The organism is Paenibacillus barengoltzii NBRC 101215 (genome assembly GCF_004000745.1).
Classification (GTDB): domain Bacteria; phylum Bacillota; class Bacilli; order Paenibacillales; family Paenibacillaceae; genus Fontibacillus; species Fontibacillus barengoltzii.
The window spans coordinates 36,675-61,061 of sequence record NZ_BILV01000011.1 but is presented as its reverse complement, the minus strand read 5'-3'; the positions used below and the strand labels follow the sequence as shown (position 1 = coordinate 61,061).

The 24,387-nt window shown below is 53.1% G+C and carries 19 protein-coding genes and 1 pseudogene; 13 read left to right on the top strand and 7 right to left on the bottom strand.

Annotated features, from left to right (window positions below; all coding sequences use genetic code 11):
- The first annotated feature begins 65 nt into the window (after nt 1-65).
- Nucleotides 66-248, top strand: a complete 183-nt coding sequence (locus tag PBA01S_RS04695) for a hypothetical protein (RefSeq protein WP_127575448.1) — start codon at nt 66-68, stop codon at nt 246-248.
- Between the two features lie 53 nt (nt 249-301).
- On the opposite strand, the gene PBA01S_RS04690 is transcribed toward PBA01S_RS04695, so the two are convergent.
- The 3 genes from PBA01S_RS04690 to fadR all read right to left on the bottom strand — a co-directional run bounded on the left by PBA01S_RS04690 (nt 302) and on the right by fadR (nt 2,938).
- Complete coding sequence (locus PBA01S_RS04690) at nt 302-1,294, bottom strand: electron transfer flavoprotein subunit alpha/FixB family protein (RefSeq protein WP_028538830.1); 993 nt, start codon at nt 1,292-1,294, stop codon at nt 302-304.
- Nucleotides 1,295-1,313: 19 nt separating this feature from the next.
- On the bottom strand, nt 1,314-2,081 hold the full coding sequence (locus PBA01S_RS04685; protein ID WP_028538831.1) for an electron transfer flavoprotein subunit beta/FixA family protein: 768 nt from the start codon (nt 2,079-2,081) through the stop codon (nt 1,314-1,316).
- Between the two features lie 272 nt (nt 2,082-2,353).
- Nucleotides 2,354-2,938, bottom strand: a complete 585-nt coding sequence (gene fadR / locus PBA01S_RS04680) for a fatty acid metabolism transcriptional regulator FadR (RefSeq protein WP_028538832.1) — start codon at nt 2,936-2,938, stop codon at nt 2,354-2,356.
- A 329-nt stretch (nt 2,939-3,267) separates the two neighbouring features.
- Between fadR and PBA01S_RS04675 the strand changes: the two genes are divergently transcribed.
- From PBA01S_RS04675 to PBA01S_RS04645, 7 genes are all read left to right on the top strand, one after another.
- Entirely contained in the window at nt 3,268-5,445 is a 2,178-nt protein-coding gene (locus PBA01S_RS04675; RefSeq protein WP_085279022.1) for a (Fe-S)-binding protein, read from the top strand.
- Nucleotides 5,446-5,482: 37 nt separating this feature from the next.
- Nucleotides 5,483-7,879, top strand: a complete 2,397-nt coding sequence (locus PBA01S_RS04670; RefSeq protein ID WP_016312261.1) for a 3-hydroxyacyl-CoA dehydrogenase/enoyl-CoA hydratase family protein — start codon at nt 5,483-5,485, stop codon at nt 7,877-7,879.
- A gap of 22 nt (nt 7,880-7,901) precedes the next feature.
- Nucleotides 7,902-9,083: an acetyl-CoA C-acyltransferase gene (locus tag PBA01S_RS04665; protein WP_016312260.1), complete on the top strand. Its 1,182-nt coding sequence runs from the start codon at nt 7,902-7,904 to the stop codon at nt 9,081-9,083.
- A gap of 27 nt (nt 9,084-9,110) precedes the next feature.
- Nucleotides 9,111-10,895 carry an acyl-CoA dehydrogenase FadE gene (locus tag PBA01S_RS04660; protein WP_085279023.1) on the top strand — a complete coding sequence of 595 codons (1,785 nt, stop codon included), beginning with the start codon at nt 9,111-9,113 and terminating at the stop codon, nt 10,893-10,895.
- 26 nt (nt 10,896-10,921) lie between these two features.
- Complete coding sequence (locus PBA01S_RS04655; RefSeq protein ID WP_127575447.1) at nt 10,922-12,616, top strand: long-chain-fatty-acid--CoA ligase; 1,695 nt, start codon at nt 10,922-10,924, stop codon at nt 12,614-12,616.
- Nucleotides 12,617-12,690: 74 nt separating this feature from the next.
- The gene (locus PBA01S_RS04650) at nt 12,691-13,107 is read left to right on the top strand and encodes a PaaI family thioesterase (RefSeq protein WP_085279025.1); all 417 of its coding nucleotides are present in this window, start codon (nt 12,691-12,693) and stop codon (nt 13,105-13,107) included.
- A gap of 82 nt (nt 13,108-13,189) precedes the next feature.
- Complete coding sequence (locus PBA01S_RS04645) at nt 13,190-14,263, top strand: glycosyltransferase family 4 protein (protein WP_127575446.1); 1,074 nt, start codon at nt 13,190-13,192, stop codon at nt 14,261-14,263.
- A 63-nt stretch (nt 14,264-14,326) separates the two neighbouring features.
- Here PBA01S_RS04645 and PBA01S_RS04640 read toward each other — a convergent pair whose 3' ends face one another.
- Nucleotides 14,327-15,103, bottom strand: coding sequence for a YheC/YheD family protein (locus PBA01S_RS04640; RefSeq protein ID WP_085279027.1), 777 nt, complete (start codon nt 15,101-15,103; stop codon nt 14,327-14,329).
- A gap of 166 nt (nt 15,104-15,269) precedes the next feature.
- Here PBA01S_RS04640 and PBA01S_RS04635 point away from each other — a divergent pair, with 166 nt between their 5' ends.
- The gene (locus tag PBA01S_RS04635) at nt 15,270-15,725 is read left to right on the top strand and encodes a MarR family winged helix-turn-helix transcriptional regulator (protein ID WP_255315289.1); all 456 of its coding nucleotides are present in this window, start codon (nt 15,270-15,272) and stop codon (nt 15,723-15,725) included.
- A gap of 26 nt (nt 15,726-15,751) precedes the next feature.
- The gene (locus tag PBA01S_RS04630; protein WP_127575445.1) at nt 15,752-17,017 is read left to right on the top strand and encodes an MFS transporter; all 1,266 of its coding nucleotides are present in this window, start codon (nt 15,752-15,754) and stop codon (nt 17,015-17,017) included.
- A 7-nt stretch (nt 17,018-17,024) separates the two neighbouring features.
- Here PBA01S_RS04630 and PBA01S_RS04625 read toward each other — a convergent pair whose 3' ends face one another.
- Together PBA01S_RS04625 and PBA01S_RS22680 are read right to left on the bottom strand one after the other, a co-directional pair.
- Nucleotides 17,025-17,882: an SDR family oxidoreductase gene (locus PBA01S_RS04625; RefSeq protein WP_127575444.1), complete on the bottom strand. Its 858-nt coding sequence runs from the start codon at nt 17,880-17,882 to the stop codon at nt 17,025-17,027.
- Nucleotides 17,883-18,035: 153 nt separating this feature from the next.
- Nucleotides 18,036-18,212, bottom strand: a complete 177-nt coding sequence (locus PBA01S_RS22680) for a hypothetical protein (RefSeq protein ID WP_016312251.1) — start codon at nt 18,210-18,212, stop codon at nt 18,036-18,038.
- 214 nt (nt 18,213-18,426) lie between these two features.
- On the opposite strand from PBA01S_RS22680, the pseudogene PBA01S_RS04620 reads away from it, so the two are divergent.
- Together PBA01S_RS04620 and PBA01S_RS23050 are read left to right on the top strand one after the other, a co-directional pair.
- Nucleotides 18,427-19,674: pseudogene (locus PBA01S_RS04620) on the top strand (family 8 glycosyl hydrolase); the annotation flags it as partial.
- Between the two features lie 30 nt (nt 19,675-19,704).
- The gene (locus PBA01S_RS23050; RefSeq protein WP_341860322.1) at nt 19,705-20,097 is read left to right on the top strand and encodes a discoidin domain-containing protein; all 393 of its coding nucleotides are present in this window, start codon (nt 19,705-19,707) and stop codon (nt 20,095-20,097) included.
- Between the two features lie 66 nt (nt 20,098-20,163).
- Here the strand turns inward: PBA01S_RS23050 and PBA01S_RS04615 are convergent, their stop codons facing one another.
- Nucleotides 20,164-23,493, bottom strand: coding sequence for a DEAD/DEAH box helicase (locus PBA01S_RS04615; protein ID WP_127575442.1), 3,330 nt, complete (start codon nt 23,491-23,493; stop codon nt 20,164-20,166).
- Between the two features lie 201 nt (nt 23,494-23,694).
- On the opposite strand from PBA01S_RS04615, the gene PBA01S_RS04610 reads away from it, so the two are divergent.
- A complete protein-coding gene (locus PBA01S_RS04610; RefSeq protein WP_028538845.1) occupies nt 23,695-24,381 on the top strand; it encodes an FHA domain-containing protein in 687 nt (228 codons plus the stop codon).
- The last annotated feature ends 6 nt before the right edge of the window (nt 24,382-24,387 follow it).

Here is a 24,387-nt window from a genome sequence, read left to right as displayed (position 1 = left end):
GAAGAAGATAATGGAAATAACAAAAGGGTCGGTCATGGCCACCCTGGAAGCAAGGAGGTTATCCCATGAATTATCTAGATTTTTATGTAAGAGAGCGGGAGATTAAAGAGTTCCATCAGTCGTTGAGAAGACCGGGCACCCCTAACGGCTTGGAGGGGATGACCCTGCCCAAGCGACCGGTCAAGAAGCGGAAACAAGCGAGCGGTATGGGGAAGGTGCTGCGGTCGATCTTGAATATGTTTTATTGATCACAACCTGACAAGGAAAATGCCTGCATCATGAGATGCAGGCATTTGGTTTATCAAGAGGTCCGTTCAGCGAGAACTTCTTTGAATTGCTCGGTTAGCAGTGGAACGATTTCGAATAGATCGCCGACGATGCCATAGTCAGCTACCTTGAAAATCGGTGCTTCCGGGTCTTTGTTAATGGCAATGATCACTCGCGACTGGCTCATGCCAGCCAGATGCTGAATTGCACCGCTGATCCCGCAGGCGATGTAAATCTCTGGTGTGACGACCTTCCCCGTTTGGCCGATTTGCAGCGCATAGTCGCAGTAGCCGGCATCACATGCGCCACGTGAAGCACCGACAGCGCCGCCGAGGGTGTCTGCGAGTTCCTCCAGCACTTTAAAGCCGTCGGCGCTTTTCACGCCGCGTCCTCCGGATACGACGATCTTCGCTTCGGTGAGATCGACCTTGCCGGATACCTTGCGCACCACATCCTTGAGGATCGTGTGCAGCGTTGCAGGCGCAGTAAACTCCAGCGGTACGAGCGTCCCTGGGGCAGCGGCAGGGGCTGCAGGGGAGAAGTTGTTGGGCCGAATGGTCACGATACCCGTGCCGTCTGTCAGTTCTTTTTGCTCGAAGGCTTTCCCGGCATAAAGGGGACGCGTGAACACGGCCCTATCGCCGTCCTTGGTGAGAGAGGTCACATCAGAAATTTGCCCGCAATTTAGCTGGGCTGCCAATTGAGGTGCGAGATCGCGGCCGATGGCGGTATGACCAAGCAGGATCAGTCTCGGTTCTTCCGGCAGTACAGCTAGGGCTTGCAGCACTGCTTCAAAGGCCAACTCCGGCTGATAGGCATGGAGTTCGGCATGATCCAGGATGAGCACTTGGCCCTCCACATGGCGGCTCAGCTCGGCAGCAGCATCATCCAGCTGGTGACCCAGCAGTACCGCTGTAAGACGGTCGCTTTCGCCACGCAGCGTGTTTGCAACGTGAAGCGCTTCCAAAGAGACTTGACGAAGTTTACCATCCTTCGTTTCGACGATCACCACGTACGTTTTGCTCATGTTTAACGCCTCCTTCGGGTTAAATGACTTTTGCTTCAGAGCGCAGTAGTCGCACGAGTTCCGCTGCCTGTTCGGCAGGCGAACCGGCAAGCAGTTTGCCAGCTTGGCGGGCCGGCGGCAGGGTGAGGCCAAGCCGTTGGGTTTTAGGGGTGATGTCGGTTTCGTTGAGTCTAAGATCAGAAAGGGTCAGTTCACGGAACGGTTTCTTCTTCGCTTTCATAATTCCGGGGAGCGATGGATAGCGTGGTTCGTTTAAGCCTTGCTGGGCCGTGAGTACTGCGGGTAATGCAACTTCCAGCGTTTCTGCGTCACCTTCCGCATCCCGTACGACAGTTGCCCGATCTCCGCTTACGGTCAACTCCGTAATCGATGAGACGTGGGGGAGTGAGAGCAGCTTGGCAAGCCGCACAGCGACTTGACCGGCGCCGTTATCGACGGAGAAGTTGCCGCCCAAAATGAGGTCATAGCTTAGCGTTTGCAAATAGGCGGCGAGCAGGCGGGAGATGCCATATTCATCCGTATCGATCGTCTCTGTGACGATCCGTACCGCTTCATCCGCGCCCATCGCCAGCGCGGTGCGCAGTGCTTCGGCCGCTCTTTCCGGGCCTGCCGACACGACTGTCACCGTACCGCCGTGGGCTTCTTTCAGACGCAGCGCTTCCTCAACCGCATATTCGTCGTAAGGGTTAATGACGAACTTAACGCCGTCCTCAACAATCTTTCCGTCGGTGAGGACGATTTTTTCCTCCGTATCGAAGGTTTGTTTCAGGATGACAACGACATGCATGCGGGCCAACTCCTTTCAAATTCAAGAATGTTTCCCCTCAAGTACATGCTAACGCTTGCCAGCGCACTTATTGGGTTGTTATGAAGTGAGTTTCAATTCTAACGCTGACCCGTAACGTTATTGGCATGATTTTGGGGGATTTGCCTCAAAAACGAGCAAATCAGCTTCGTGTCAAGCGTTATATGTTGCAGATGTTAATTTTGCTGCGAATAAGGTTGATCACAAGCGTTAGAGCAGATTGGATAGGTGGGGTATTGCTCAAAAATAACGGCTCACTTCTTAAGTGCACGCAGGAAAAAGTCCACCGTGTTCTCCACCTGAGCGGATAGGGAGTACTTCATGCCAGAGATCAGCCAAGAGGTTACGACTTCGTCCAAGGCTCCAAAGATCAGCTGACGGGATAGCTTGGTGTCCAGGTTGTCGCGGAACGAACCTTCCTCGATCCCTCTCTTCAAGATATGCTCGATCAGCGTGATATAGGGCTTCACCGCCAGACCGATCGCTTTGCGCAGTTCGAGGGAGCTTTGTCGCAGCTCGATTTGGGTCACGTACGCAAAATTTACGTTCTGCTCCAGATGAGTGAAGTGAATTTCACACACCTTACGCAACGCTTCTTCGGCTGTGCTCGTCTCGGCGATGTTCTGATGGAACAGCTCAACCAGCTTGCCCAGTCGATCCTGGAAGAGGGAGATCAGGATATCTTCTTTATTTTTGAAATATAGATAAATTGTGCCGTCCGCGACTCCAGCTTCTTTGGCGATTTTAGAGACTTGGGAGCCGTGGAACCCGTTCTCTGCAATGACTTTTTCCGCTGCATCCAAGATCATTTCAAATTTTTCCTGTTTCCTACTTGTCATCGAGCCACCTCAATGCTAAAATTTAAAACAACTGAATGAACCGTCATTCATTTTCTTAATCTTAGGGGAAAAACTTACCGGTTGTCAAGGGACGTTCCTTAAGATTTTTCATTTCACTCCATGTTGTAACCGTTTACCCCTGTTCACTTGTACGAGAGCCATCTTCCATCGTGTCAGGAACACATCGCAATACTGAAGCACACGAACCTCAGCATTTCAATAATCTCTCTTCATGTACGTAGCAACTTTTCCCGCACACATTGACGCACTTGAACCACCAGCGATCTCTTTTTCTCATAAGAAAATATTCGAAGGAGGGACGCCTTCTCATGGTTACGTTCTGGCTTACGCTAAACGCTCTGCTGTTTGCCGCCGTTACGGGATACGCCATTTATGTGTTCTATCAGGCCGTGTTCCGTCGTTACCTTTACCTGCGGCTAGGCCGACCCACCAACTTCCGTGCTAGGCGAGGGGGAGACCAGGGGGAATTCTGGTCACAGGTATTTGGGCAAAAGAAGCTGCTCAAGGATCGAAAAAGCGGTTTGATGCACATCGTTGTGTTTTACGGATTTATCGTGTTGCAATTTGGAGCGATTGATCTGATCGTCAAAGGGGTATCGCGCGGCGGGCATCTGCCACTACCGGCTTACGAGCTGTTCGGCTGGTTCCAGGAGTTTACCGCACTGGCTATCCTCATTGCGATGGGGTACGCCGCCTATCGCCGTTATATTGAAAAGCTGCCGCGACTCAAAAAGGGTTGGAAACCCGGAATCGTTGTAATTTTCATCTATGCGTTGATGGTATCCGTTCTGCTGTCATTAGGGTTCGAACGTGTATGGATGGGGCTGGAGTTTTCATGGTACGCCCCGGTCTCGTCAGCCATTGCTGCAGTATTCACTTGGTTGCCTGAAGCTGTTGCAGAAGCTGTATTTTACGTATTCTGGTGGCTGCACTTATTGATCTTGCTTTCTTTTCTCGTATACATCCCTCAATCGAAGCACTTCCATCTCATCACTGCACCTATTAACATCTGGCTGCGCCGCCGGGAACCGCATGGCAAGCTGCAGAGCCTGGATCTTGAAGACGAAGAAGCCGAAAGCTTCGGAGTGGGCTGCATCGAGGATTTCACGCAAAAGCAAATGCTCGACTTCTACGCCTGCGTGGAATGCGGGCGCTGTACCAGCGTCTGCCCGGCGGCGAGCACCGGTAAAACGTTGTCGCCGATGCATCTGATCACGAAGCTGCGCGATCATCTCACCGAGAAGGGCGCCGCCGTTACGGGCAAATCGCCGTGGGTACCGGCGAATGTATTTGGCTCGGACGGCGTCCATGCGGTGGCGGCAGGCGTGGCATCTGCCGCACCGGACTGGGGGCGCGCCTCGGGCATCACCGACATTCGCCCGACGCTGGACTGGCAGAAGGCGGCTTGGCAGCCAGCCGCTCAAGGTAAAGCAGTCACCGAGCTTGAGCTGATTGGGGATGTCATGACCGAAGATGAAATTTGGGCCTGCACGACCTGCCGGAACTGCGAGGATCAATGCCCAGTGGGGAATGAGCATGTTGACAAAATCGTGGACCTGCGCCGTCACCTGGTCCTCATGCAAGGCAGCGTACCTGCAGAAGGCCAACGGGCGATGCAAAACATCGAGCGCCAAGGCAATCCTTGGGGCATCAGCCGCAGCGACCGCGCAGCCTGGACGGGCGAGCTGGAGGGCATCCCTGTGCCAACAGTGAAGGATAATCCGTCATTTGAGTATCTGTATTTCGTCGGCTCGATGGGTTCTTATGATCTGCGCAGCCGTAAAGTGACGCGGGCGTTTGTCCGGCTGCTCCACGAAGCGGGCGTTAACTTCGCCATTCTTGGCAACGAGGAACGCAACTCCGGAGATACGCCGCGCCGAATGGGCAATGAGTTCTTGTTCCAACAACTGTGCCATGAAAACATTGCAACGTTCCAACGGTACGGCGTACGTAAAATCGTTACGGCTTGCCCGCATACCTTTAATACATTGAAAAACGAATATCCCGAATTTGGCTTGGAGGGAGTGGAAGTGCTGCACCATACACAGTTGCTGGAGCAGTTGATCCGCGAAGGACGATTAAAGCCGACTCACCAGGTCAACGAACGAGTGACTTATCACGATTCCTGTTATCTTGGGCGGTATAACGGGGTTTATGATGCGCCGCGTGAGGTGCTGCGGGCCGTGCCCGGGGTGGAGCTGGTGGAGATGAACCGGTCCCGAGAGAACGGGATGTGCTGCGGAGCAGGCGGCGGGCTGATGTGGATGGAGGAAACCGACGGCAAACGAATTAACTTGGCCCGCACGGAGCAGGCATTGGAGGTGGGTCCGAGCATGATCAGCAGCGCTTGTCCGTATTGCCTGACGATGCTGGAAGACGGCACCAAGCTTAAGGAAGTGGAAAGCCAGGTGAAGGCGCGGGACATTGCTGAGATTTTAGCGTTATCTGTGTTTGGTGAACAGGCGGCGGATCCGGTCCCCGCATGATCTCAATGAATTTTGAAGGACCTAGGAGGTAGATCAAATGAACAAACCGATCCGAAAAGCAGCCGTTATCGGCTCCGGTATCATGGGCTCCGGCATCGCTGCCCAACTGGCGAATGCGGGCATCTCCTGCCTGTTGCTTGACATTGTTCCGCAGCGATTGAGCGACGAGGAGATGGCCGCAGGGTTGACGCTTGACCATCCGTCCGTACGCAATCGCTTAGCAATGTCGGCGATCGCCGGCCTCTCCAAGACAAAACCCGCACCGTTATATGACAACGCTTTCGCGGAGCGAATCACGCCGGGCAATTTGGAGGATCATCTGCACCAGATTGCGGATGTGGATTGGGTGATCGAGGTCGTAGTCGAAAACCTCGCCATTAAGCAGCAACTGCTCGCTCAGGTCGAGCGCCACTGGAAGCCGGGGATCATCGTCAGCTCCAATACATCGGGGATCTCGATCAACGCGATGGTTGAAGGACGGTCCGAGGAATTCCGCAAGTCTTTTCTTGGAACCCATTTCTTTAATCCGCCGCGTTATATGAAGCTGCTGGAGATCATTCCGGGTCAGACGACCGATCCGGAGTTGGTTCAAAGCTTAAGCCGTTTCTGCGAGCAGAAGCTGGGAAAAACGGTCGTGCTGGCCAAAGATACACCGAACTTTATCGCTAACCGCATCGGCACATATGGCCTGCTCGTGACGCTGCGCGAGATGGCCGAGAAGGGGTACACCGTTGAAGAGGTGGACGCCGTGACGGGACCTGCCATGGGCCGTCCGAAAAGCGCCACCTTCCGCACCTTGGATCTGGTCGGCTTGGACACCTTCCTGCATGTGGCCGACAACGTGTATGCGAACGTCTCGGACGAAGCGGAGAAGCAGGTGTTTGCTGCTCCAGCCTCACTGAAGGATATGGTGTCACGGGGCTGGCTCGGTGAGAAGAGCGGGCAAGGCTTTTACCGCAAAATCAAAGGGGAGAAGGGCAGCGAAATTCTGTCCTTGAACTTGCAGACGATGGAGTACGCACCGCAGCGCAAGGTGAACTCCGCTTCATTGGAGGCTGCCAAGCTGGCGAAAGGGGCAGCTGCCAAAACGAAGGCGCTGCTTGGGACGCAAGACCGCTACTCGCAGCTCGCCTGGGATGTGCTGAAGCAGGTGCTGATCTATTCCGCCGCCAAGCTGGGGGAAATTGCGGACAACATCCGCGATATCGACGAAGCGATGAAATGGGGCTTTAATTGGGAGTTGGGCCCGTTTGAAACATGGGATGCCATCGGCTTAGTGCGTACCGTTGAGAAGATGGAGGCGGAAGGGCTGACGGTACCGGCCTGGGTGAAGGACTGGATCGCACAGGGCAACACTTCGTTCTACAAAAAAGAAGGGGGCTCCCTCTTCCAAGCCGCCGCCCGAGGTTACGCACCAGTCAAGCTGCCGCCGGAACAGATCTCGCTTCGCGACTTGAAGGCGCAGAATCGAGTGGTGCGCAGCAACAGCGGCGCCAGCCTGATCGATCTTGGCGACGGCGTGGCATGCTTGGAGTTCCATTCGCCGAACAACGCGATTGGGGCGGATATTTTACAGATGATCTCGCAGAGCATGGATGAGGTGCGGGCTAACTTCGAAGGGCTGGTCATTGCCAACCAGGGACGTAACTTCTGCGTTGGCGCCAACCTGATGCTGCTGCTGATGGAAGCGCAGGACGAGGAATGGGACGAAATCGACGACATTATTCGTCTATTCCAGAACACGATGTACCGCCTGAAACGGTTTGAGAAGCCGGTGATAGCGGCGCCGCACCGCATGACGCTGGGCGGCGGCGTGGAAGCGTGTATGCCGGCAGATCAGGTTATCGCCGCTGCTGAAACGTATTACGGGCTCGTTGAAGTGGGCGTCGGCCTGATTCCGGCGGGCGGCGGCTGTAAGGAGCTGGCGCTACGGGCCAGCCAACAGGCGATGTTGGCGGAGGCTGATTTGCAGCCCTACATCAACCACTACTTCCAAACGGTGGGGACTGCCACAGTGTCCAGCAGCGGTCATGACGCCAAACGGCTTGGGCTCATGAAATCTACCGACCGGGTGGTGCTAAATCCCGACCATTTGATTTACGAAGCGAAGCAGGCCGTATTAAAGCTGGCGGGAAGCGGATATGAGCCCATTCCCGAGACGAAGTTCCGCGTTGTCGGCTCCGAAGGCAAAGCGGTACTGCAGCTAGGCGCGCTTGGCATGTACGAGGGCGGTTATATCAGCGATCACGATCTGCTGATCGCCAACAAACTCGCCCATGTGCTTGCTGGAGGCGACGTGCCCGCCGGAACGCTGGTAACCGAGCAATATATGCTTGACCTAGAGCGCGAGGCATTCCTGAGCTTATGCGGTGAACCAAAGACGCAGCAGCGCATGCAGCACATGCTGAGCAAAGGCAAACCGCTGCGGAACTAAACGAGGGGGAGGATGAAATTAGATGAAGGAAGCTGTGATTGTATCCATGGCCCGGACGGCGGTGGGCAGAGCCAAGAAAGGCAGCCTGGTCCAAACCCGCGCCGATGACTTAGGTAAAATCGTGCTGGAAGCCGCCATTGAGCGCGCACCTGGTCTGAACAAAGAAGATGTCGAGGACATCATCATCGGCTGTGCCATGCCGGAGGGGGAGCAGGGACTTAATTTTGCGCGGATCATGGCGCTCTACGCCGGGTTCCCGGTCACGGTGCCTGCCATCACCATCAATCGCTTTTGCTCTTCGGGTTTGCAGGCGATAGCCTTTGCTGCGGAGCGGATTATGCTAGGTCAGGCTGACGTGCTGATCGCCGGCGGCGTGGAAAGCATGAGCCATGTGCCTATGACCGGGTTCAAGGTGTCGCCCAACCCGCGGATCGTTGCGGAAATGCCGGAGGTCTACATCGCGATGGGGCATACGGCGGAACGCGTCGCCGAACGCTTTGGCATCTCCCGGGAAGATCAAGATCGGTTCGCTTATGTATCCCATCAGAAAGCTGCTCAAGCGATCGCCGAAGGCAAGTTCAAGGAGGAGATCGTCCCGTTTGAGGCAGAGCTGCGCAGCTTGGATGAGCGTGGGAAGGTCAAAGTGAAGCGTTTTGTCTTCGACACCGACGAAAGCGTCCGCAGCGACACGACCCTTGAAGCTTTAGCGAAGCTGAAACCCAGCTTCAAGCAAGGTGGAACCGTGACGGCAGGGAACTCCTCGCCGATGAACGACGGGGCAGCCGCAGTCGTCGTCATGAGCCGGGAGAAGGCAGATGCGTTAGGGCTTCAACCGTTGGCAACGTTCCGTTCGTTTGCGGTAGCGGGCGTGGAGCCGGAATTGATGGGCGTAGGACCCGTCAAGGCGATTCCGAAGGCGCTGGCAGCTGCAGGGATCACGCTGGACGATGTGGATCTGTTTGAAATCAACGAAGCGTTCGCCTCGCAATGCGTCCACGTGATACGCGAGCTGGGTCTGGATGAGAACAAAGTGAACGTCAATGGCGGCGCCATTGCTCTCGGACATCCGCTCGGCTGCACCGGGACGAAGTTGTCGATATCCCTGATTCATGAACTGCGCCGTCGTGGCGGCAGATATGGGGTCGTGTCGATGTGTATTGGCGGCGGTATGGGCGCGGCCGGCGTTTTTGAAGTTCACCCTTGAATCCATTTGAATAAAGGAGAGGATCGCATGAGTAACGAAACGAAGGAAAAAATCGTAGGCGGCAGCTTTGTCATTACCGATGTCGATTACCGTCAGGTGGTGACCCCGGAGGATTTCAGCGAGGAGCATCGCATGATCGGCGAGACGACGGAGGAATTCGTTCGCACGGAAATTCTTCCGCGGGACGAAGAGATTGAGCATTTGAATTATGAGCTGACCGCCAACCTGCTGCGGAAAGCGGGAGAAGTCGGTCTGCTCGGCGCAGACGTGCCGGAGGCATACGGCGGCATGGGGCTAGACAAAGTCAGCACCACGTTAATCAGCGAAAAACTGACGAAAGCCTCCTCATTTGCCCTCTCCGCCGGAGCCCATGTCGGCATCGGGACACTGCCTATCGTGTTCTTCGGAACCGATGCCCAGAAGCGCAAATACTTGCCGAAGCTGGCGACAGGGGAGCTGCTTGCGGCGTATTGCTTAACTGAACCCTCCTCGGGCTCCGATGCGCTGGGGGCTAAGACAACTGCGGTGCTGTCGGAGGACGGGACGCATTATGTGCTCAACGGAACCAAACAGTTTATTACAAACGCGGGTTTTGCGGATATTTTCATTGTATACGCCAAGGTGAACGGCACTGACTTCAGTACGTTTATCGTTGAACGGAGCATGGAAGGGGTAAGTATCGGTCCGGAGGAGAAGAAGATGGGTATTAAAGGCTCCTCCACGTGCCCGTTGATCCTGGAAAACGTGAAAGTGCCGGTCGAAAACCTGCTGTGGGAAGTAGGCAAAGGCCACTTGATCGCCTTCAACATTCTGAATATCGGACGCTTCAAATTGGCGGCAGGATGTCTCGGTTCCTCCAAGGATGCGATTGAATATGCGGCGAAATATGCTAATGAACGTACCCAATTCGGGCAAAAGATATCGTCCTTCCCGCTCATCGGCAAAAAGCTGGCGGAGATGAATACGCGGACGTTCGTGCTGGAAAGCATGGTCTATCGCACAGCGGGCTTGTTTGACGTCGGATTAGCAGATGTCGATTACAGCAGTGCAGATGTGGGCTACCAATCGGCGAAGCAAATCGCGGAATATCAACTGGAATGCTCCATCAACAAGGTGTTTGGCTCGGAGGTGCTCGATTTCGTCGCGGACGAAGGCGTGCAAATTCATGGCGGCTACGGGTTTACCCAGGAATATCGAATCGAGCGGATCTACCGCGATTCGCGGATCAACCGGATATTTGAAGGCACTAATGAAATCAACCGCCTCCTGATTCCCGGCGCGCTGGTCAAACGCGCAATGAAGGGGGAACTTCCTCTGCTCCAGGCGGCGCAAAAGCTGCAGGCAGAACTGATGGAGCCGATCCCCAGCCGCACTTTTGAAGGCACGTTGGAAGAGGAAGCTTATCTGCTGACCATGGCCAAAAAGATCTTCCTGATGGCGGGCGCCCAAGCGGTGCAAAAATATCAGCTCAAACTGGAGCGGGAGCAGGAAGTGCTCAGCCATTTAGCGGATATGATGATCGCCATCTATGCGATGGAAAGCGCGCTGCTTCGTACGAAGAAGCGCATTGCACAAGCGGGTGAAGACAAGGCCGCGCTGTATATCGCCATGACAACGGTGTTTATTCAAGAAGAATTTGGCAAGATTGAAGCCTTGGCGAAGGAAACGTTAAGTTATATGGAGACAGGGGATATGCTGCGCACACAACTCTCCATCCTGAAAAAATTGACAAAGCGCTCGGCTGTGAATACGCTGTCATTAAAACGGCAAATTGCCGCCGAAGTGATTCGGGCGGAGAAATACGTACTGTAAAATTGCGAGGTTGGGAGGCAAGGCGTATGTCGAGTAAACCTTGGCTGAAGTTCTACCCTGCTGAAGTACCACCGACCTATGATTATCCGAAGCAAAATCTCGCCCACTTTTTAGAAGTTACGGCTGCTCGTTACCCCGAAGTTACGGCTCTGGAGTTTATGGGAAAAAAGATGAATTACCGCACTCTGCTGCAACAGTCGTACCAATTTGCGAATGCCCTGCGAAAGCTGGGCATTCGCAAGGGGGACCGAGTAGCCATCATGCTGCCGAATTGCCCGCAGACGGTGATCGCCTATTACGGAACACTGCTCATGGGCGGGATCGCCGTCATGACGAATCCACTTTATATGCCTAGGGAGCTGGAGCATCAGCTCACGGATGCAGGCGCACGCGTGATCGTGACGTTAGATCCGCTCGTGGAGCGGGTTAGAACAGCGACCAAGCTACATCCCATGGAATATATCATTGCAACCTCGATTAAGGACTATTTACCTTTCCCCAAAAATTTACTGTATCCGATCAAAGCCAAAAAAGACGGCATGCTGGTTCATTTAAACTACAATGATCGCTTAATCGCTTTTCCAACCTTTCTTGCCAGCGGCAGCCCCGAACCCTGCCATGTGGAAGTGGATCCCGAGCAGGATTTAGCGTTATTGCAATACACCGGCGGGACCACGGGCTTTGCCAAAGGGGTCATGCTGACGCACATGAATCTGGTAGCCAATACGATTCAAAACCAGCTTTGGTTCTACCGGGCTAGGCCGGCAAAGGAGAAGTATTTGGCGGCTCTCCCCTTTTTTCATGTGTTTGGTATGACGGTGCTGTTAAATCAATCTGTTTCTTTAGGTGGAACTCTGCTGCTGATGCCTCGTTTTGAAATTAATCAGGTGCTGCAGACGATCCATCTCAAGAAACCATCGGTATTTCCTGGCGCACCCACGATGTATGTTGCAATCATTAATCATAAGGACGTTGGCGGGTATGATTTATCTTCGATTAATGTCTGCGTCAGCGGTGCGGCTCCGTTGCCGCTTGAGGTCCAAACCCGGTTTGAGGAAATCACCGGCGGCAAGCTGATCGAGGGCTATGGATTAACCGAAGCCTCCCCGGTCACGCATGCCAACAACATCTGGGGGATGCGGAAAACCGGATCAATAGGCATCCCATTTCCCGATACTGATGCGATGATCGTACAGCCCGATACGCTCGAGGAGGTGCCGGTTGGTGAAGTCGGCGAGCTGGCCGTACGGGGCCCTCAAGTGATGCGGGGATACTGGAACCGCCCGGAAGAAACGTACAAGACGCTGCGTGACGGGTGGCTGCTCACCGGAGATTTGGGGCGGATGGATGAAGACGGATTCTTCTACATTTTAGATCGGCGCAAAGATTTGATCATTGCCGGAGGATATAACATTTATCCGCGGGAGGTCGAAGAGGTGTTGTTCGAGCATCCGGACGTGGAAGAGGCAATTGTGGCCGGTATCTTCGACCGATATCGCGGCGAGACGGTCAAAGCTTATATCGTTCTGAAAGAAGGGGCAGTACCGGACGAGGAGGGCATCAAACGCTGGTGCAAGGAGAAGCTCGCTGCTTATAAGGTGCCGAAGGTTTACGAATTTCGGGATAGTCTTCCGAAAACGTTGGCCGGTAAAGTGCTGCGCCGCAAGCTCGTGGAAGAAGAAGCGGAGCGTCAGAATCCGGCTCAAACGAAAGAGAAGTAACCGTTGGTGTGCTTAAATCCGAGGCAGAATCAGGGCTTTTTGGCAGCGAACGGGATGAACGGAGGTTATCTGAAATGAAAGCGGATTCAGAAGAGCTGCAGCAACGTTTAGCGTTGTGGAATCAAGCGGCGATTGGCTCGTTTGTGGATTATCTCGGCTGTGAAGTGGTTGAAGCGAATGAGCAGCGGGTTGTGATGCGCCTTCAGATTCAGCCGCATCATTTGAACTTGATCGGCATCGTCCACGGGGGGGTTCATGCGACGTTGATCGATTCGGCGATGGGACTGCTGGCGATGATTGCCAAACCGGAAGCCAGTGTGGTGACAACGAACTTAAACTTAAATTACGTCACCAAAGCCGTGAAAGGATCGATCACTGTGACTGCTGAACTGGTTCACATATCGCGTAAATCGGTGACCACGATGGCGTATGCACGGCTGGATCAAGGTGAAATCTGCGCATTTGGAACAGGAACGTTCCGCGTGACCTGACGTTTAGGTGGATACCTGCGCAGGAAGTCCTCCTAACGCATATGGTGAATAAACGCAAGGACATATGTGTTAGGAGGAGCCTATGAATATTTTGATGGTGGCGCCCGAGCAGATCCCGGTTCCCGGGAACGGCTCCGTGGAGATCAGCATGCTGGCCATCGCCAAGCAATTGGCCGTGAATCATCGCGTTACGCTGATCAGCAGAAAGGCCCGAAACTTACCCCGCGTCAGCCGGATGGGGAACTTAACGATCGTCCGGGTGAGCAGCGGAAGCTCCAGTAAGTATATCGCCTCCGTTTTGCATTACTTGAAAGGGAGACGGTATGACCTGATTCAAGTCGATAATCGTCCGCATTATATGGCCAAAATCAAGGCGGCGTTTCCCCATACTCCCGTCACGTTGTTCCTGCATTCGCTGACGTTTGTGAAACCCACCACCAAAGTGAACGAAAGTCTGAGCCGAGCCGACCTGATTATTGCCAACAGCGATTCGCTGAAAGCGAATTTAGCAGCGCGCTTCCCACGGCATGCGGGGAAACTGCGCAAGGTGCATCTTGGTGTAGACACCGCTCGGTTTAGCCCGGCAAGCGGAGCAGGGCACTCTGGAACATTCCGCGTCTTGTTCGCGGGGCGGGTCATTCCACGCAAAGGGGTTCCGGTTCTGATCCGGGCGATCAGCCGTGTGCGCAAGGAATATGGGCCGGTTAGCTTAACCGTAGTTGGCGGCGGTAAACCCGGATATTTAAGAGAACTCAAGCGTTTAGCCAGGGCGAAGGGAGTGCCTGTCATATTTACCGGCAAAGTTCCGCATCGTTCCATTCACCGCAAGTTCCAGCAGGCCGATCTGTTTGCGTGTCCGTCACAGGAGCATGAAGCGTTTGGTCTGGTGAATGTGGAAGCGATGGCATCGGGTCTTCCCGTCGTCGCATCCAATATTGGCGGGATTGGGGAGATCGTCAAACACGGTTCGAATGGTTACCTCGTCGATGCCTACCGCAACTCTGAAGAGCATGCGAAGTGGATTCTGAAGCTGGCACGGGATCGGGAGCTGACCGCTCGAATGTCCAGACAAGCGCGGAAGGACGCTGTAGAGAAGTTCGGATGGAAGCAAACGGCCAAGAAGCTGATGGGAATCTATCGGCAGTTTGGTTCATAAACCTTATCCTACCAAAAACGGACGATAGGATGCCCTGTGGCATGGCCTTCGTCCGCTTTTTATTTATTTCCGCTTGTATTTGCCATAAGCACGAGCATATTTCATGATGGTGCGGAAGATACTCTTATCCTTCAGTTTCCGGAAGATGAACGGATCCGGCGAAGTGTTCACTTCAAGAATCCAAGGCCGCATCTTCTGGTCAAGCGCCACATCGACACCGATTTCGCGCAGCCCGGGGAAGCTCTTCTTTAAGTGATTGGCAATGTCCTCCCCAAAGCCCTCCAGTATATTGGTATAAGACTTGAGCCGCGATCCCTTCAAATAGGGGGAAAGCAGCTTCTCTACCGGCATAAGCTTCCCATCATTATGATAGTTGGTGACAATCTTCTTCGGGTGGGCCAGTCTGCCAATTATGCCGGTTGTCTTCCAAACCTTCTGCGGGGTACGTTGCACCATGACACGCAGGTCGAAGCGCCGCTGATCATATTTGAGCAGCTCAATGCCTTGCTGAACGAGATAACGACCTTTCAGCTTATGTTTTCGAATCGAGTGATAGAGTTCATCCACTGAATGATGGGTCGACACCTTTTTGTCAAGCTGGTGTTGGTAGATCCCGTGTCTGGAGTAAGGTTTATATTCGACCCGCATGACGCCTTTTCCCCATGTGCCGTTCACTGGCTTAACGTAGACCATATGGTATCTCAGCAGCATACTATGCAAATTCTCTTTAGTAAATCGGCGGGTTTCAGGGAGATAGCTCCGCAGCGTCTTGCTTTTCATCAACGCTTCATTTTTTTTCAGCTTGCTTGTGATATGACGCGGGTGACGAGCAGTTTTCATGATCGCGGTTCCCCTTCGAGATGTTTTTTATGGTAATGTATTCGTCCGCACTGGAAAAGGGAAAGATGATCACCTACTCGCCCTGAAAATAGACAGATGATTGACCTGAATTAGTTCGTTGGCATATAATTGTCAAGACAACTATTAAAGCAAGGTGTGACATATGGTGAGAAGGGACCACTCTCAGCACGAGCTGGCCATCGGATATATCATGGGGATGGCTTACCGCAAAATCACAGCATTACTGCAGCATCGATTGAAGGATTATGACATTACTACTGAGCAATGGTCCGTACTTCATAAGATCTATAATTCGGATGGCTTGATCCAGAAAGAGATTGCGGATCGAACCGGAAAGGACAAGCCAACGATTACTCGAATTATCGACTTGCTGGAAAGCAAAGGACTCGTTCGCAAGCAAGCGGGGGAGCGGGATCGAAGATCGTTTGTCGTATTTGCAACCGAGCGGGGAAGAGAACTGATCTGCGAAACGTTGCCGATTGAACGGGGCGTAAATGAAGAGGTGAAGCAGCTCATGGATGCGGAGGAATACGAGAAGCTCGTGGAGCTGCTCCAGCGCATCCATCTTCAGCTTGGTGAAGAATCGCAAAACAAAGGTTGACAACTAAGTAGATTAGAGGCGAAGAAATGAATTTACACAAGGAATCAGACCGATTATGGACGAGATCGTTTATATCATTAACGATCTTTGCTTTTTTGTTATTTTTGAATTTGCAAATGTTGTTGTCTTCACTTTCATCTTATGCCAAAAATGACCTTGCCGCCAGTGATTTAGAGGTCAGTCTCGTGACCAGCGTTTTTGCGGTATCCGCGATCTTGGCTCGTTTCCTCACAGCAGCGATGCTGCGGAAGTTTTCACCTAACGTTCTGCTGTTCACTGGCTTAATCATCGCAGCACTTATGACTGAATTCAATCATTGGGCGGGTTCGGTTGAAGGATTGATGCTGTTACGGGCCGGGTACGGTGTTGGTTTTGGGATTGGCAGCACCATTTTGCCAACGTTGGCATCACGGATCATTCCGCCAACTCGAATGGGGGAAGGCATTGGGTATTATGGGTTGTCGAGCAGCTTGGCGATGTCGATCGGCCCAATGATCGGTTTAAATATGCTGCAGAAGTACGGTTTTGGCACATTGACCTTGACGGGGGCATTGGCTGTTCTGGTGGTGATCCCGTTGTTGCTAATTACCCGAGCATTGCCAAGAAACCATAATCAAGAGATGAAAGCAAGCGAGAAGAAAACGACGCCGAGAGCCAGCGCCCCGGCCCTGGAACGTCGTACGTCGTTTAACCGTAAATTTTTGATGCCAGCATTTCTAAATATGTTATTGTCGATCACCTACAGCGGTCTGTTAAGCTTTATCGCTCTCTTCGGCGAATTTATCCACTTGGAACAAGTGGGGTTATTTTTCTTGTTTAATGCGGCCACGGTGGTCATCATTCGTCCGATCTCCGGCAGAATCTTTGATGCGAAGGGCCCTGGGGCCGTCCTGATTCCTGCGGCGCTTTTGGTAGTTGCGAGCATGGTTGTTTTGTCCTTCACCCAGTCGCTGCCAATGCTGATCGTTTCGGCGTTACTGTATGGACTTGGCTTCGGGGCGACCCAGCCTACGCTGCAGGCTTGGATGCTGCGATCCAGCACACCGGAGCAATACGGAATGGCGAACAGCATGTTTTTTAATACCACAGATTTTGGTGTTGCCATTGGTGCAATCATTCTGGGAGCCATCGCTTCCGCCACGAATTATGCGGTGATGTACCGTTATTCCGCCGGGGTTATGGGATTGTTCCTGATCTTTTACGTTGTGTCACATTTGTTGGGGAACAAGCGGTTATCCACGAAAAATGATCCGGCAGACCGCGCTGAAGTGAAGGTAAGCAGCACGAGCTAAGGCGCAGCTATTTCCCTTTGCGCGTTAACTCGGACAAGCGATCCCACTGTTCTTCTGTCACCTCGGCAAGGTCGTTAAACTGTCCGGCCCCGCGCAGCCATTCCCCACCGTCAATCGTGACCACCTCGCCGTTGATGTATCCGGCGGCATCCGAGACGAGGAAAGCGGCTAGGTCCGCCAGCTCTTCGGGGCGGCCGGTTCTTCCAAGCGGTACGCGTCCCAGCATTTTCGCCTCCAGCTCCGGAGTAGGGGAGAGGCGAGACCAGGCGCCTTCCGTCGGAAACGGTCCGGGTGCGATCGCCACCTGACGGATCCCGTGAGGTGCCCACTCGACGGCGAGGGAGCGGGTCAGCGCAAGTACGCCAGCTTTGGCAGCGGCGGAGGGCACGACGTATCCCGATCCGGTCGAAGCGTAGGTCGTGACAATGTTCAGCATCGTTCCGGGCAGCTGCTGTTCAATCCACCGTTTTCCAACCTCTAATGTCATGTAAAACGTACCGTGCAATACGATACCCAGTACTGCGTTGACAGCATTGGGCGACAAGCGTTCCGTCGGACTGATAAAATTGCCGGCAGCGTTGTTGACAAGCACATCGATCCGACCGAAATGTTGCCACACGTCATCCACGCAATTGTGGACTTGTCCGGGATCGCGAACATCACAGCGCTGCCGGTATACCTCACCGCCATAAGCAGAGGATAGTTCTTCAGCGGTTTGCTCCAATACCTCTTCACGTCGTCCGCAGATGGCGACCTTCGCGCCGAGTTGTAAGAACCGACCAGCCATCGCCCGTCCCAACCCTGTACCGCCTCCGGTGATCAGAATCACCTTATCCTTCAATAAATCCTGTGTGAACGCTTCCATATCTTCACGCTCCCAGATTTCAAATCAACCTCTGTACCATGATATTCGTGCTAAAACTTCATTATCCTGTCGTCTGGGAAGCGTTGGTGGATAATAAAATATCCGCAGCGGCTCCATCAAGGAACCCTGCGGATGATCAACGGAAGAGGAAGGTTATTTCGCGGAATCTGTATCGGTGAACGGCACCGGCTTGGCCACCCATTCATCGGCTTCCGGCTCGATGTCCACGCCGTTTTCAATCTTCTTCTTCTCCGCTAGTGAATCCCCTTGCTCATTTAATTTGTTACGCAGTTCAGCCTCATCGCGGGCTTGTTGATTTTGATGCTCCATGCTGATCCTCCTTAAGTGATTCTCTCGGTAGTAGTCATTACCTTCCATAGGTTATCCCGATCACGGTGATTTCATGTTTCAGACCTGTAGAAATTAGTTTATATTTATAAAAAGCTGGAATAAAATAGGAATTGGGACATCCTTGCGTTTCATTCGTTGCAACTCCGAAGTCGCTTAACGAAAGACAGGCTCTCCACTTTCGCTTTGAGGAGGAATGATGATGAAGCTTCAAAAGGTTTGTCTAGTTTTGCTGTGTTTCTTTATAGCCACCACGTTTGGGGCCGTTGCATCGGCTGCTCCCGCCAACGCCGCAGGGGAAATGAAGCCGTTCCCGCAGCAGATCAGCTATCCGGGAATCATCAAGCCAAGCCACGTCACCCAAGCCGCGATGAATCAGGCTGTGGCGTCATATTACGATTATTGGAAAGCGACTTATCTTCGCAACAATTTGTCTTCTTTGCCGGGCGGTTACTATGTGAAGGGCAATATTACGGGAGATCCCGACGGGTTTACCGCGCTTGGTTCCTCCGAAGGTCAGGGCTACGGCATGATCATCACCGTGCTGATGGCAGGTTATGATCCGAACGCCAAGACGATTTATGACGGATTGTTTAAGACGGCACGTACATATAAGAGCAGCGGAAATCCGAACTTGATGGGTTGGGTAGTAGCGGACAGCAAAGCCGCTCAAGGCCATTTTGGGTCAGCTACCGACGGTGATTTGGACATCGCTTATTCGTTGATTTTAGCTCACAACCAGTGGGGCTCGGGCGGGGCGATCAACTATTTGCAAGAAGCGAAAAAAATGATTACCGACGGCATTAAAGCAAGCTATGTTACATCTGGTAATCGGCTTAATCTTGGAGATTGGGACGGTAAGGATGCGCTGAATACGCGGCCGTCGGACTGGATGCTCAGTCATTTGCGCGCTTTTTATGAGGTCACAGGGGATGAGACTTGGATTCATGTGATAGATCATTTGTACGACGTGTATCAACAGTTTAGCGCAACATATTCTCCGAATACCGGACTGATCTCTGACTTTGTGGTGGGTAACCCGCCAAGACCTGCGCCAGAGTGGTATCTGGATGAGTTCAAAGAAACGAATCAATATTACTATAATGCAAGCCGTGTACCGCTGCGCATCGTTATGGATTATGCGTTATACGGCGATACCAGAGCGAAAGCGCTCGCCGACAAAATGGTGAGCTGGATCAAAACGAAAACCGGCGGTGCACCTGCAAATATCAAAAATGGCTACAAGCTGGACGGCACAGCCATAGGAAATTATGCCACAGCGGTATTTGTCGCTCCGTTCATCTCGGCGGGAACGGCGAATTCCAATCATCAAGCTTGGGTGAATGCGGGCTGGGACTGGATGAAGAATAAGAAAGAGGATTACTTCAGCGATACCTACAATTTGCTGAACTTGCTGTTCCTATCGGGGAATTGGTGGAAGCCCGGCGGGGCAACTGTACCGGAAGCTCCGAATCTGGCCCTGAATAAAACAGCGGTATCCAGCACAATGGAAGGCGTGGGGTTTGAACCGGACAAGGCGATAGACGGCAACCAGATGACGCGCTGGGCCAGTCGCGAGGGGACCGATCCGGAATGGATTTACGTTGATCTGGGTGCCGTACATCAAATCACCGGCGTCAAGCTGCGGTGGGAGGTGGCATACGCCAAGCGGTACAAGATTGAAATCTCCACGGACAGCGGAGCGCCAGAGCATTGGCAGGAAGTATATTCGACTTCAAGCGGAGATGGAGGACTTGATGAAATCCCGCTTTCGCCGCAGCCGGCAAGATATGTCCGCATGTATGGCATCGAGCGGGGGACACCTTACGGGTATTCCCTTTACGAGTTTGAAGTGACAGGTCAGTGAAATGAAGAAGGGACCGGAACTGCCGAAATGATTCGGCGCTTTTCGATCCCTTTTTTAAGTTACAGATTAGATCATCAAGATTTCGCGAATTTCTTGCTCGGTCAGCGCGGAAATGGCCTCTTGTCCAGGCTTCAGCACCTCTTCGACGAGGTGCTTTTTCTTCTGCTGCAGCTCGTACATTTTGTCTTCCACGGTGCCTTGGGCAACCATGCGAATGACATGTACGATATTCTTCTGCCCGATCCGATAAGCCCGGTCCGCCGCCTGCTGCTCGACCGCGGGATTCCACCATAGATCATAAAGAATGACGGTATCCGCACCGGTTAAGTTCAGGCCAGTGCCTCCGGCCTTCAGCGAGATGAGAAACAAATCGCGTTCCCCGTCGTTAAAGCGATCGCATAACTCTACCCGTTCGGCAGCTGGCGTCTTCCCATCGAGATAAAAGAAAGGCAACCCTCGGTAGCCCAGCTCTCGGCCAATCAATCCGAGCATCTCCGTAAATTGGGAGAAGATCAGTACGCGTTTGCCGGCGCTTTGGCATTCTTCGATCATTTCCATCAGTTGGTCAAACTTCGCTGAACCGCCGTCATAGCCGTCAACGAATAAGGCCGGATGGCAGCATAGCTGGCGCAGCCGGGTTAAGCCAGCCAAAATGCGAATACGGTTCTGCCCGAACGTGTCGTCATCCAAATGCTTAAGCGTCTCCTGCTGCAGCTTGGCCAGGTAGGCCAGGTACAGCTTCTTCTGTTCAGGCAGCAGCTCAGAAGGTTGAAGGGACTCGATTTTTTCCGGCAGCTCCTTCAGCACGTCGGTTTTCAGCCGGCGCAGGACGAAAGGGCGGATGCGTTTGGCTACCGTCTCCCGGGACAAATCGTTAAACGCCTGGCGACTAGGGAATAACTCTGGAAAGACGGCGCTAAAAATCGACCATAACTCTTCCAGCGAGTTCTCTACCGGAGTGCCGGTTAAGGCGAACCGGTACTTGGCTTGCAAGCTCTTCACGGCTTGGGCCGTTTGGCTGGCGTGATTTTTGAAGCTTTGAGCCTCGTCCAAAATCAGTGTATGGAACGTCAGTTCAGCGAACTGCTCAATATCGCGGCGCAGCAGTGGATAGGAGGTGATCACTACATCCGCTTGCGACGCCTCGCGCAAGGTTCGCACCCGTTCAGCTTTACTTCCGTCGGCGATTACCGCCTTAATGTTTGGTGCGAATTTCGTCAGCTCGTTCCGCCAGTTGTACACCAGGGAAGCAGGGCAGACGATCAACGCTGGCTGTCCAGATTCGGCGATCTCCGGCAGCACCGATATGAGATAAGCGATGCTTTGCAGCGTCTTTCCAAGCCCCATATCATCGGCAAGAATGCCGCCGAAGCGATAGTAGGCCAGTGTCTTAAGCCACTGATAACCGTAAACCTGGTAGTCGCGAAGTACATCGGAGAGCTGTGGCGGCACCGGAAAGTCCAGGTGGCTGGGATGCTGCAGGTTATGCAGCAACTCGCGGTACGCTTTGCCCAGCTTCACTGGGCCTTGTCCACGGTCTTCCTGGATATGCAATCCGCGGATCACCGGTACACGGAATTCCGGCCCGCGGATATCGCTTTGGCGCAAGCCAAATTCGTTCAGGAACTTGACGATCTCCTGAAACTCCTCGCTTTCAAGCGGCATTAATGCACCGTTTGGCAACCGGTAGTATTTGCGCTTCTCCTCCAGTGCCTGAAGCAATCCGCGGATTTCCGATTCACCGATCCCGGTCATGCTGAAGCGAAACTCCAGCCAATCCGTACGCTCGTCGAGCTCCACGGATATTTTCGGCGGTCGAAGGTCGGTGATGAGCCGGGTCTTGACTGCCGAGGTAGCATATATGTCCACGAGCTTCTCCAGTTCTGGCACGACATGATACAGAAATTCGTATTCCGCCTCCTCATCATCGAGGAAATAGGCGCTTTCGGTTCGGGTCATGTAGCCGGAATCCAACAGATTTATAATCTCCCGTTCCTTCTCAGTATCGCGCAGCAAGATTAAATCCGTACCTCGCTTGGGACCATGATCATCCAAGGGGTTAAACACGATATCACCGTATTGGAATTCCAAGCCCGCCAGGAGCCGGTCCTTAACCCGATCAAGGTACAGCCGGGCTTTCAGCTGGGTCCGTACCATACGGCTGGCGACCTTTTCCTCGACGTGGATAGTTCCGAACTTTGTCAACCCGGGCAGCACCCGTTCAACAAAGGGCTCGATCTGGTCTGGAGAGATCAGGATATACGGTTTCCGCGCAGTAATCATCATATGTTTTAATTCAGCGAGCCGGCGAGTTTGCGCGGGCGAGAGGCGGATCAGCTTACCTTCCGATAAAATGATGCCATAGACGTCCATGACCAGAACATCATCCAGGCCCTGGGCGGAAAACTGATAGCTCTCGTCCCCGGCTTGGCCGAGTTGAAAGCTAAGTGGCAGCGTTCCGTCTGTCACTTCAAGCCCCGGCCAGATGCGGCCATCTTGCTCCAATTGCACGAGCGGAGCTTGGGTGAGCAGCGGCAGCAGATCGTCCCAAAAGACAGGCGGCACCGGTAACAGTCGATCGGAAACCCCATTCGATTTAAGGGAGTATCCTCCGAGGCTCTCGTGAAACATCTGCTCATTGCGTTGGATTTCCGCCAGCTTCTGCAGGATCGCTTCATCCTCCGGCCGAAAGGCGTAACGTTCCGGGTCGTAGTTGAAATGTTTGGTGAAGCTGTATGGCTCGCCGCGTGAGATTTTATCGAGAAAATCCCGAATGTTCTTGACGATATACAGACGCTTCTCGCCGATCTTCAGCTCCAGACCGAACAAGTACTTACGGTAGCCGTACGGCACCGGATGGAGTGTTAATTCCACCTCCAGCGGCGTCCGCTGATCAAACCTTAGTCCAGTCCGCAGCGGCGGCGGGGCAGTCTCTTCAAACAAGCGCATCATATCACGGGCGATCCAGATATCGCGGGAAGGGATGTCCCCAGGTTGTTTACGCTGGATCAGGCCGTAGGATCCATTGCGATCGTCGTCCATTGAATCTAGAAGGTCATCCTGCTGCCGCAGCAGAGACGGAAACGGACGAACCGGCGCCTTACCGCCTTGCAGCATGTCATGAACCCCCAGCAAGACGGCGGCAATATGCTTGCAATAGTTGTTATAGGAATAGAAGGCGGGACAGTTGCATTCCGCATGCACGTCGCCGTGTTCATCGATTTGCAGCGACACATGATAGTGTCCGGTTCCAGACACTGCCGCTTCATAGACACGGGAGCCGTGGTCCATCCGGAGAAAGGCCACTTTCCCGGTCCGGTAATATGCTTCTCCACGCTCGTAAGCGATTCGGCCGCATAACAATTTAATGACGCGCTCCGTTAACTGAAAACTCATGCACGGATTCCTTTCTCGTATAATTTCCGTTCGTCAGGTGTTCGCCTTTTGTTCTCCCCCTATGATAACAGAAAATCGACTATTGAAAAACGAGCGTTGAAATCAGCCTGCTGTGAGGATAATATCACTGCGGTTGCTATATTCTTAAGACGTCCCTTAAGATAAGATGATGATGGTATAGAAAATGGAGGGAGCTTAGGTATGGATACCTTTGCCTGTATTTATATTCTTCGCGGGGACCCGTTTCGTCCGGGAACCTGCATCTACCTGGATCAAGAGACGACGGAAATCGGTCGGACGTCTTCCGAGAGTTTTCCGGATATGGCCTTTACGAATATCTTTATTTCTCGTAAACATCTAATGATTCGGAAAGAAGGGGACCGTGCTGTCGCCTACGATCTGGGGAGCCGTCATGGGACGGAACTGAACGGGGTCCGGATGATCCCGCATGCCCCTTATGTGCTTGAAACGAATGATATCCTGAAATTGGCGCGGGGCACCTGTGTACTGCATTTCTCTTATTCGCCTGGAGAACAAACGCTGGAGTTTGAGCCCGTACATGAATCGACGCATTCGGAGACGACCGAGGGAGCGGTGACGATCCATTGGGAGAAACGGGAATGCATTGTGAACGGCGTCAAAATTTCGATGTCGGAAAAAGAATATTTGCTGCTGCAGCTGCTTCATGATCACGCGAACCGTCTGGTGACGATCCGTGAGATTAAGCAGACGGTGTGGTATGACCGTAATCCTGGTCCTGACGGGTTACCGGATGTGACGATCGATGAATTAACGACATTAATTTATCGGATTCGCAAGAAATATGGACGCGATACGTTCCAGATCAATGCGATCCGGGGGAGCGGATATATTTTAGAGACAGAATAGGACGGG

Coding starts and splice junctions, on each gene's coding strand:
- PBA01S_RS04630 (WP_127575445.1), top strand. CDS start 15,752: ATGAATTTACACAAGGAATCAGACCGATTATGGACGAGATCGTTTATA.
- PBA01S_RS04610 (WP_028538845.1), top strand. CDS start 23,695: ATGGATACCTTTGCCTGTATTTATATTCTTCGCGGGGACCCGTTTCGT.
- PBA01S_RS04660 (WP_085279023.1), top strand. CDS start 9,111: ATGAGTAACGAAACGAAGGAAAAAATCGTAGGCGGCAGCTTTGTCATT.
- PBA01S_RS04665 (WP_016312260.1), top strand. CDS start 7,902: ATGAAGGAAGCTGTGATTGTATCCATGGCCCGGACGGCGGTGGGCAGA.
- PBA01S_RS04640 (WP_085279027.1), bottom strand. CDS start 15,103: ATGAAAACTGCTCGTCACCCGCGTCATATCACAAGCAAGCTGAAAAAA.
- PBA01S_RS22680 (WP_016312251.1), bottom strand. CDS start 18,212: ATGGAGCATCAAAATCAACAAGCCCGCGATGAGGCTGAACTGCGTAAC.
- PBA01S_RS04655 (WP_127575447.1), top strand. CDS start 10,922: ATGTCGAGTAAACCTTGGCTGAAGTTCTACCCTGCTGAAGTACCACCG.
- PBA01S_RS04650 (WP_085279025.1), top strand. CDS start 12,691: ATGAAAGCGGATTCAGAAGAGCTGCAGCAACGTTTAGCGTTGTGGAAT.
- PBA01S_RS04695 (WP_127575448.1), top strand. CDS start 66: ATGAATTATCTAGATTTTTATGTAAGAGAGCGGGAGATTAAAGAGTTC.
- PBA01S_RS04670 (WP_016312261.1), top strand. CDS start 5,483: ATGAACAAACCGATCCGAAAAGCAGCCGTTATCGGCTCCGGTATCATG.
- PBA01S_RS04675 (WP_085279022.1), top strand. CDS start 3,268: ATGGTTACGTTCTGGCTTACGCTAAACGCTCTGCTGTTTGCCGCCGTT.
- PBA01S_RS04645 (WP_127575446.1), top strand. CDS start 13,190: ATGAATATTTTGATGGTGGCGCCCGAGCAGATCCCGGTTCCCGGGAAC.
- PBA01S_RS04685 (WP_028538831.1), bottom strand. CDS start 2,081: ATGCATGTCGTTGTCATCCTGAAACAAACCTTCGATACGGAGGAAAAA.
- fadR (WP_028538832.1), bottom strand. CDS start 2,938: ATGACAAGTAGGAAACAGGAAAAATTTGAAATGATCTTGGATGCAGCG.
- PBA01S_RS04625 (WP_127575444.1), bottom strand. CDS start 17,882: ATGGAAGCGTTCACACAGGATTTATTGAAGGATAAGGTGATTCTGATC.
- PBA01S_RS04690 (WP_028538830.1), bottom strand. CDS start 1,294: ATGAGCAAAACGTACGTGGTGATCGTCGAAACGAAGGATGGTAAACTT.
- PBA01S_RS04615 (WP_127575442.1), bottom strand. CDS start 23,493: ATGAGTTTTCAGTTAACGGAGCGCGTCATTAAATTGTTATGCGGCCGA.